This is a genomic window from Amycolatopsis thailandensis, from assembly GCF_002234405.1.
In the GTDB taxonomy this organism is placed as follows: domain Bacteria; phylum Actinomycetota; class Actinomycetes; order Mycobacteriales; family Pseudonocardiaceae; genus Amycolatopsis; species Amycolatopsis thailandensis.
Window position 1 is genome coordinate 80,305 of sequence record NZ_NMQT01000018.1, and the last position, 8,448, is coordinate 88,752.

The following is an 8,448-nucleotide window of genomic DNA, read 5'->3' on the forward strand; positions in this document are numbered from 1 at the left end:
ACCGCCCCGGTGCCCTCTGCCGGAGACGTCGGAGCCGCCGGACAGGACCGGACATCGTTCGCCGGGAATTCTCTCCCGGTCACCGACGGCGGGCGAATCCGAGCCGATTTCCGACGGTAGCCGGTGATCACTCCACGAGAAAGGCGGGAACGCCGGGAACCGAAGACGATCCTCCGACGACTTGTGGGGCTGAATCGTGCGGCCCGGCGAGCGGAGTGAGATGCACTGGTACGAGGACGACGACCTGTGGGTCGGCTTCGCGGAGGTGATGTTCCCGCCCAGCCGGGCCGAAGAGGCCGAACGCCTGACGGCCACGTCACCGCTGCTCGCGGTCGCCGACGGCGCGAAGGTGCTGGACCTGGCTTGTGGTCCGGCGATCCACGTCGTGCCGCTGGCGAAGAGGGGCGCCGACGTGACCGGCGTCGACCTCAGCCCGGCCATGCTCGAACGCGCGCGCGAGGCCTGCGAAAGCGCGGGAGCCGCCGTGAAGCTGATCCAGGCCGACATGCTCGAATACGTCGAGCCCGGCGCGTACGACCTGATCATCAACATGTACACGTCGTTCGGCTACTTCACCGAGCCCGGCGACAACCTCACCGTGCTGCGAAACGCCTACGCCAGCCTCGCGCCCGGCGGCAGGCTGCTGATCGACGTACTCGGCAAGGAGGTCCTGGCGGGCTGGGTCGGACGGCCGAAGGCGGTCGACGTCGACGGCGGGACGGTGTTCATGCGGGACACGATCCTCGACGACTGGACCAGGCTCAGGACCGAGTGGACCCTGGTGCGCGACGGCGCCGCCAAGCAGGCGTCGATCCTGTCGTTCTTGTACAGCGCCGCCGAACTGAAAGCGCTGTTCGAGACGGCGGGCTTCACCGGCGTCGAATGCTTCGGCGACTTCGACGGCTCGCCTTATGACAACCACGCGCGTCGCTTGATCGTGCGTGGTGAACGTGCCGGCTGAACCGCTCCGCCTGTTCGCGGAGCCGGACGAAGGCACCGCCCGTCCGCTTCGGCTCACCGGTCCGGTGCTCCTGCTGTCGGCGGCGCTCGTCCTCTCGCTGATCGCGGGCATCGCGCTCGGCCCGTCGACCGTCGCTCTCCCGGATGTCCTGCGCTACCTGGGAAAGGCGATCACCGGCGGGGTCATCACCGGCGACGAGGTCACCGGGTACTCGATCGTCTGGCAGGTCCGCACGCCGCGGGTGCTGCTGGCGGCCGTGGTCGGCGCGGGGCTCGCGGTGGTCGGGGTGGCGGTGCAGGCCCTGGTGCGCAACGCGCTCGCCGATCCGTTCGTGCTCGGGATCTCCTCGGGCGCCTCGGTCGGCGCCGCCGCCGTCGTGGTGTTCGGCCTGTTCGCCGGGCTTGGCGTGCTGGCGCTGTCGACCGCCGCCTTCCTCGGCGCGCTGGGTGCGACGGCGCTGGTCTACCTCGCCGCCCGCAGCAGATTCGGCCTGACGCCGTTGCGTCTCGTGCTCACCGGGGTCGCGCTCACGTACGCCTTCCAGGCCGTGATGAGCGTGCTCGTCTACCTCTCGCCGAACGGACAGGCCGCGCAGACCGTGCTCTTCTGGCTGCTCGGCAGCCTCGGGGCGGCGACCTGGGCGTCCTTGCCGCTGGCCGCGTTCGGCGTGGCCGTCGCGGTCGTGGTCCTGCTGCGCTACGGGACCGCGCTCGACGTCCTGTCCATGGGCGACGAGACCGCGATGAGCCTCGGCATCGACGCGGCCGCGTTACGCCGCTGGTTGTTCCTGCTCACCGCTGTCGTCACCGGTCTGCTGGTCGCGGTCAGCGGCTCGATCGGGTTCGTCGGGCTGGTCCTGCCGCATGTGGTGCGGATGGTCGCCGGTTCCGGGCATCGCCGGGTGCTAGCCCTCGCGCCGCTGGTGGGCGCGGTCTTCCTGGTGTGGGTCGATCTGCTCGCCCGCACCCTGGTCGCGCCCGAGGAACTGCCGCTCGGGGTGATCACCGCGCTGATCGGTGTCCCGGTGTTCCTCGTCGTGATGCGGCGCCGCGGCTACGCGTTCGGAGGTCGCTGATGCTCTCACTGAACGAGCTTTCGGTCGAGATGGCCGGATCGACGCTGATCCGCGAGCTGCGACTGGACGTCGGCGCCGGCGAGGTCGTCGGTCTCCTCGGACCCAACGGCAGCGGCAAGTCGACGGCGTTGCGCTGTGTCTACCGGGCGTTGACCCCGACCGCCGGCGCTGTCCTGCTCGACGGCACCGACCTCGCCGAGCAGGGCCTGCGCGACACCGCGCGCCGGATCGCCGCGCTCACCCAGGACAGCCGGGCGGATCTGGACTTCACCGTCGAGGAGGTCGTCGCGCTCGGCCGGTCGCCGCATCAGCGCGGGAACCTCCGGCTTTCGGCCCGCGAACGCGAGCTGTGCCGGGAATCCTTGCGGCGGCTGGACATCACCCATCTCGCCCAGCGCAGTGTGCTGACGCTTTCGGGTGGCGAGCGGCAGCGGGTCCTGGTGGCGAGGGCGCTCGTGCAGGAACCCGAGGTGCTGGTCCTCGACGAGCCGACCAACCACCTGGACGTCCGCCATCAAGTGGAACTGCTGAAGTTCCTGCGGGACTGCGGGCTCACCGTGCTCGTCGCGCTGCACGACCTCAATCTCGCCGCCGCCGTCTGCCACCGGATCGCGTTGCTGCGCGGCGGATCGCTCGCCGCCTGCGGCACCCCGGCCGAAGTGCTCACGCCGGAAACGGTCCGCGCCGTGTTCGGCGTCGAGGTCACCCCGGTGACCCATCCCGTGACCGGCGCACTCCAGCTGCTTTACGACCTTCCCGCCGACGAAACCGAGGGGATCTCACGATGAAGCCGTCCAGGGTGACCGCGCTTTTGACCGCGGCACTGCTCCTGAGCGCCTGCGGTGCCCAGGTCGAGGCCGGACCGGCCGCGCCGGGGCAGGCCACGGTGACCAACTGCGGCGCGCAGGTCACCTTCCCAGTGCCGCAGCGTCCGGTGGCCTACGACGTCTCCGGCGCCGAGAAGATGTTCGCGCTCGGGCTGGCGGGCCGGATGCGCGGCTACGTGATGAACTCGCTCGGCGATCCGTCGATCGCGGGTTCGCCGTGGAAGGACGACTACGCCAAGGTCGAACGGCTCGGGACCTCGCGGGTCACCCGCGAGATCCTGGTCAACGCCAAGGCCGACTGGGTGATCGCGGGCTGGAACTCCGGGTTCAGCGAGGAACGCGGGATCACGCCGAAGCTGCTGGACCAGGTCGGCATCCGCAGTTATCTGCACACCGAGACCTGCTGGGAGTATCCGGCCGCGAAGTCGGAGGTGACGCCGTTGGAGGCGCTCTACACCGACCTGCGCAACCTCGGCGACATCTTCGGCGTCCGCCAGCGGGCCGACGAGCTGGTCGCGGAACTCAAGGGACGCTTCGACAAGGTCCGCGCGGGCGCGCCGAAAACGCCGCCCGCCAAGGTGTTCGTCTACGACTCCGGCACCGACCAGCCCTTCACGGCCGGGAAACACGCCGCTCCCAACGACATCATCGACGCCGCGGGCGGGACGAACGTCTTCCGCGACCTCCAGGACGGCTGGGGCAGCGTCGGCTGGGAAGCGGTGGTGAAGGCCGAACCCGAGGTGATCGTGGTGGTGGATTACGCCGATCAGCCCGCGCAGGACAAGATCGCGTTCATCAAATCCGCGCCACAGCTGAAAAACACGCCCGCCGTGCGCGACAACCGGTTCCACGTCGTCTCCTACGGTGACCTCGTGAGCGGCCCGCGCAACGCGGCGGGCGCCGAATCCCTGGCCGCTTACCTGCGTTCGATCGGCCGGTGACCGCGATGTCCGTACCGGTCCACGAACATGTCACCGACGCGATCAAGACCCCGGCGTTGATCCGGTTGGCGCCGAACATCGTGCTGGTCCGCTTCGAAACCCTGAAGGTCTACGCGGCGCTCGGCGCCGTCCGGTCGCTGCTCGCCGACGGAACCGTCCGCAAAGGACAGACGTTGATCGACAGCTCCAGCGGGATCTACGCGCTCGCGCTGGCGATGGCTTGCCACCGCTATGGTCTGCGTTGCCACATCGTCGCGTCCACCACCGTCGACCTCACCATGCGTTCGCAGCTGGAGATCCTGGGCGCGACGGTCGACCAGATGCCGCCGTCCGAAGACCTCCGCCTCGACCAGCGGCGCCGGGTCGCGCGGGTGCACGAACTCCTGGACCGGCATCCGGACATGCACTGGATGCGGCAGTACCACGATCCCGTGCACTACCTGGGATACGGCGAAGTCGCCGACCTCGTCGCCCGCGCGCTGCCTCCAGGGCCGCTGACCGTCGTCGGCAGTGTTGGCACCGGCGCGTCGACCGGCGGGATCGCGCGGTCGCTGCGTGAACGCGATCCGGACGTCCGCCTGGCCGGGGTCCAGCCGTTCGGGAGCGTCACCTTCGGCAGCGAGCGGTTCACCGATCCGGACGCGATCATCGCCGGGATCGGCTCCGCCATCCCGTTCGGCAACGTCGATCACGAACTGTACGACCGGATCCACTGGCTGGACTTCGTGCACGCCATGGCCGCGACCATCGGCCTGATGCGTGACCACGCCGTCTTCGCCGGGCTTTCCACCGGTGCCGCGTACCTCGTCGCGGGCTGGGAGGCGGCGCGGAACCCGGAGCGGACGCACGTCGTGATCGGCGCCGACACCGGACACCGTTACACGGCAAGGGTCTTCGCCCGGCATCGTGAGGCCGTCGATCCGGCGGGACTCTCGCCGCGCGAGATCACTTCACTGGACGATCTCGCCCTGCCGTGGGCGGCGATGGACTGGCGGCGCCGCCGGTTCGGGATCCCCGCACAGCCGTTGTACCGGAAGGAGCGCGTGTCGTGACCGTCGTCCTGTTGGAAGCACTCACCTTCGGCCTCGGCAGGCTGGCCGACGCCGCGGCGGAAGCCGGGCGGAAACTGGTGCTGTTCACCGGAAACCGTGACATCTACCGCTACGAGCTCGGCATCCTCGCACCGGACAGGGTCGAGGTCGTCGACATCGACACCACCGACATCGCGGCCTGCGAAGCCGCGCTGCGCGCCATCCCGGATCTCGCCGGGATCATCAACTCGACCGACACCTGGGCGCTGCCGGGCGCGGAACTCACCGCCCGGCTCGGCCTGCCCGGCCCGGACGCGGCCGCCGTCCGCGTGCTGCGGGACAAGGGCGCGGTGCGCGACCTGCTGTACGAACACGGGCTGACCCGCGGCAGGCCGGTGCCGGCCATGGTCGCCGAAGAACTCGGATTCCCCTTGGTGGTCAAGGATTCTTCGGGAACGTCGTCACGCGGCGTGTGGCTCGTCCGCGACGCGGCCGAACTCGAACGGGCCCGGCGGGAGGCGAAGAACACGCCGCTCAAAGGGCATCTGATCGCCGAACCGTACTTCGCCGGACCGCTCTACAGCGCGGAAACCGTCACCTGGCAGGGAAGGACCCGGCTGCTCGGGGTCCTCTCCCGTCAGTTGTCGCCCGAACCCGTGCGGCGCGAGGAAGCCGCCGCGTTCCCGGTGGCCTTCCCCGAGGCCGAGCTCGCCGGGCTGGCCGAGTGGATCGGCCAGGTGCTCAAGGCCGCCGGGCACGAGCAGGGCTTCGCGCACACCGAGTTCGTGCTCACCGCGGACGGGGCCGAGGTCGTCGAGATCAACATCCGGATCGGCGGCGCGATGCTCGGCGAGGCGCTGTGCCGGTCGCTCGGCACCAACGTCTATTCCGCGATGATCTCGATGGCGCTGGGCGAGGAGCCCGCCTTGCTCACCCAGGAGCTCGGCGGGGGGCCGGGGATCGGGTTCGTCCTGGCGTACCCGGCCGCGGAAGGCGTGCTCGAAGGCTGGTCCGGGCTCGACAGGCTGGCCGGTCTGCCCGGTGCGCCGGAGTGGTATCCGACGGCGAGCCCCGGTGACGAGATCCGGCACCTGACGGATCAGCGGTCCTGCACCGGGATCGTGCTGGCCGAAGGGCCGACGGCGGAACTCGCACTGCATCGCGCGCTCGCCGCGGCCGGCGGGGTCACCCCGGTGATCGGTTCTTGAGCACCTCTCCGCGCAGGCCATCGGACCAGGCCCTGGCCTCGTCGCGGACGTTGTGAAAGCCACTTTCGCAACGTTGAGGGTTGTGAAAGTGGCTTTCGCAACACGTGCCCGGGTGAGTCGCCGTCTCAACTCGACGCCTGCCCACCCGACGTCGCGAAAGCCACTTTCGCAACGTTGAGGGTTGTGAAAGTGGCTTTCGCAACACGTGCCCGGGTGAGTCGTCGTCTCAATTCGACGCCTGCCCACCCGACACCCCGGGCCGGCGGACGCGCGTCAGGAAGCGGGCACGCACTTCTTCGCCGCGGCCATGGCGGAAAGCATCTCCGGCGTGTCCATCTTGACCGACGCGAACGGATCGGTGGTCTCCGTGAGCGGCTTCTGCGCCGCGTCCAGTGCCTTGAGCCCGGCGTCCAGCGCGGCCTGGCTCTTGGACGCGTCCAGCTTCCGTTTTCCTTCCGCCGCCGCGTCCCTCGCCGCCGTATAACTGTCCACAAGGGACTTCCGCGCGTTGTCTCCGCCGGGAATCGGGGACGCGGGCAGCGCGTTCAGCTCGTCGACGACCTTGCCCGCCAGATCGGCGCGGACGCCGAGGTCTTCACTCAGCCAAGGTCGCGTGACCTCGACGCCGGAACCCTGTTTGCTCGCGTGCTCGTTGCTGGCCTTCACGTATCCGAAGATCGCGCCGCACATCCCGTCCAGCCAGGCCACCGTCTTGGCGTCCGGGTCGGTGGACAGCTTGGGCGGTGTGGTAACGGTGACCGTCGCGGGCTGCGCCGGGGGAGGCGTCTCACCCGAACAACCCGCCGTCACGAAAAGGGCCCCCATCAGGGCAACGAACAGAAGTTTCGTCTTCATAGGACCTTCCCTCCGGGGTGAACACGCTCCGGAGGGGTCGTGGGTTGCCTGCCGGTTTCAGCCGCAGTCGCCCATGATCCGGGCCAGTTCACCGGGCAGCAGCGGCGGTTCCGGCAGCGGCTTCGCGGCGGGCGCGCGCATCCCGTCGAAAAGCAGGGCGAGATGGCGGCGCCAGACCTCCGGCCGGACGGCCGCGGTCGCCTCCACGGTGCGCGCGATTCCCCAGGTCACGAAGGCCATGTCCTCAAGGGTGAAGTCTTCGCGCAGGGCTCCGCTTTCCTTGGCGCGTTCGACGACCCGGGTCATGAGTTCGTATCCGCGTTCGAGGTCCTCGGCCTGCGGCGGCCGCGTCGAGGCCAGTTCGTTGTAGCCGCGATCGGCGGCCTGGAGTTCGCAGACCCGCTCGACGAACGACGTCAACCCGGCCCAGGCGTCTTCGAGGGACAACGCGTGTTCGGCCAGCTTCACGACGGTCTCGGTCCGGTCGGCGAACACGGCGTTCACCAGATCCGCGCGCTGGGGGAAGTGGTTGTACAGCGTGCCGATGCTGACTCCGGCGGTCTTGGCGATCTCTTCGAGCGCGACGTCGAGCCCGCGCACGGCGTAGAGCCCCCTCGCGGCCTCGATCAGCAGGTCGCGGTTGCGCTGGGCGTCCTTCCGCAGGGGTTTGGCCATGACCGCATCGTAGTCAAGTTGAAGGTGTCCTCAAGTTGTGTGTACCTTCAGAGAAGTTGAGGGCATCCTCAACTTAATTTCCCTGGGAGGACCCATGACCAGAACACTCGCGATCTTCGGCGCCGGACCGGTGCTGGGGCTGTCGCTCGCCCGTCGCTTCGGCCGCGAGGGGTTCCGTATCGCCCTCGTCGCGCGCACCACCGGAAACCTGGACGCGCTCGTCGCCGAGCTGGACGGCGACGGCATCGAGGCGAGCGGGTTCGTCGCCGACGTCTACGAACCGGCCCGGATCGCGGCCGCCGTCACCGCCATCGGCAGGATCGACGCGGTCGCGTTCAACCCCGGCGGCGGGACCATGGGCGAGGGGATCGTGCCGGTGCTCGACGTCGATCCGGAGAACCTGCGGCTCGTGCTGGACCGGTTCCTGGTGTCCGCGGTGGCACTGGTCCGGGCCGTCCTGCCGGGCATGACCGAGCGCGGCGACGGCGCGATCCTGTTCACCGCGGGCCAATCCGGCCTGCACCCGGCGCCGTTCCTCGGCAACGTGGGCATGGCGCAGGCCGCGCTGCGGAACTACTTCCACAACCTCAACGCCGTGCTCGCCGAGAAGGGCGTCTACGCCGGGGCCGTCAACGTCGGCGCGCTGATCGAGGGCAGCGTCCCGCATCAGCTGCTCACCTCGAGCCCGCTGGACTTCGAGCCCGAGGTGATCCACCCGGATGTCTTCGCCGACGCCTTCTGGAGGCTCTACGCGACGCGGGAGTCTCCCGAGGCGCTGGTCGGGTCGTTCGGGAAGTAGCGCGGGGAGCCGCCGGGGTCGAGGGGGTCGTGAGTGTTTTGGGTCGTTCTAACGACACAAAACACTCACGACCACC

General features: G+C 69.5%; 9 protein-coding genes. 7 read left to right on the plus strand and 2 right to left on the minus strand.

The genetic code is table 11. The features are described 5' to 3' along the window. The first annotated feature begins 220 nt into the window (after positions 1–220). From CFP71_RS05895 to CFP71_RS05920, 6 genes are read left to right on the plus strand one after another with little or no spacing between them, the layout of a single operon-like run. Positions 221–961: a class I SAM-dependent methyltransferase gene (locus tag CFP71_RS05895; RefSeq protein ID WP_093932822.1), complete on the plus strand. Its 741-nt coding sequence runs from the start codon at positions 221–223 to the stop codon at positions 959–961. Continuing rightward, a complete protein-coding gene (locus CFP71_RS05900; RefSeq protein WP_093932810.1) occupies positions 942–2,036 on the plus strand; it encodes a FecCD family ABC transporter permease in 1,095 nt (364 codons plus the stop codon). The genes CFP71_RS05895 and CFP71_RS05900 overlap by 20 nt, the downstream gene beginning before the upstream one ends. Continuing rightward, positions 2,036–2,824, plus strand: coding sequence for an ABC transporter ATP-binding protein (locus CFP71_RS05905; RefSeq protein ID WP_093932811.1), 789 nt, complete (start codon positions 2,036–2,038; stop codon positions 2,822–2,824). Before CFP71_RS05900 ends, CFP71_RS05905 begins: the two co-directional genes overlap by 1 nt. Beyond that, positions 2,821–3,804, plus strand: a complete 984-nt coding sequence (locus CFP71_RS05910; protein ID WP_093932812.1) for an ABC transporter substrate-binding protein — start codon at positions 2,821–2,823, stop codon at positions 3,802–3,804. Before CFP71_RS05905 ends, CFP71_RS05910 begins: the two co-directional genes overlap by 4 nt. Further along, on the plus strand, positions 3,801–4,856 hold the full coding sequence (locus CFP71_RS05915; RefSeq protein ID WP_093932813.1) for a cysteine synthase family protein: 1,056 nt from the start codon (positions 3,801–3,803) through the stop codon (positions 4,854–4,856). Before CFP71_RS05910 ends, CFP71_RS05915 begins: the two co-directional genes overlap by 4 nt. Further along, positions 4,853–6,043: an ATP-grasp domain-containing protein gene (locus CFP71_RS05920; RefSeq protein ID WP_093932814.1), complete on the plus strand. Its 1,191-nt coding sequence runs from the start codon at positions 4,853–4,855 to the stop codon at positions 6,041–6,043. Before CFP71_RS05915 ends, CFP71_RS05920 begins: the two co-directional genes overlap by 4 nt. 273 nt (positions 6,044–6,316) lie before the next feature. On the opposite strand, the gene CFP71_RS05925 is transcribed toward CFP71_RS05920, so the two are convergent. Both CFP71_RS05925 and CFP71_RS05930 read right to left on the minus strand, forming a co-directional pair. Then, entirely contained in the window at positions 6,317–6,898 is a 582-nt protein-coding gene (locus CFP71_RS05925) for a hypothetical protein (protein WP_167406012.1), read from the minus strand. Between the two features lie 57 nt (positions 6,899–6,955). Continuing rightward, complete coding sequence (locus CFP71_RS05930) at positions 6,956–7,573, minus strand: TetR/AcrR family transcriptional regulator (RefSeq protein ID WP_093932815.1); 618 nt, start codon at positions 7,571–7,573, stop codon at positions 6,956–6,958. 94 nt (positions 7,574–7,667) lie between these two features. On the opposite strand from CFP71_RS05930, the gene CFP71_RS05935 reads away from it, so the two are divergent. Further along, positions 7,668–8,372 carry an SDR family NAD(P)-dependent oxidoreductase gene (locus tag CFP71_RS05935; RefSeq protein WP_093932816.1) on the plus strand — a complete coding sequence of 235 codons (705 nt, stop codon included), beginning with the start codon at positions 7,668–7,670 and terminating at the stop codon, positions 8,370–8,372. Positions 8,373–8,448: the final 76 nt, after the last annotated feature.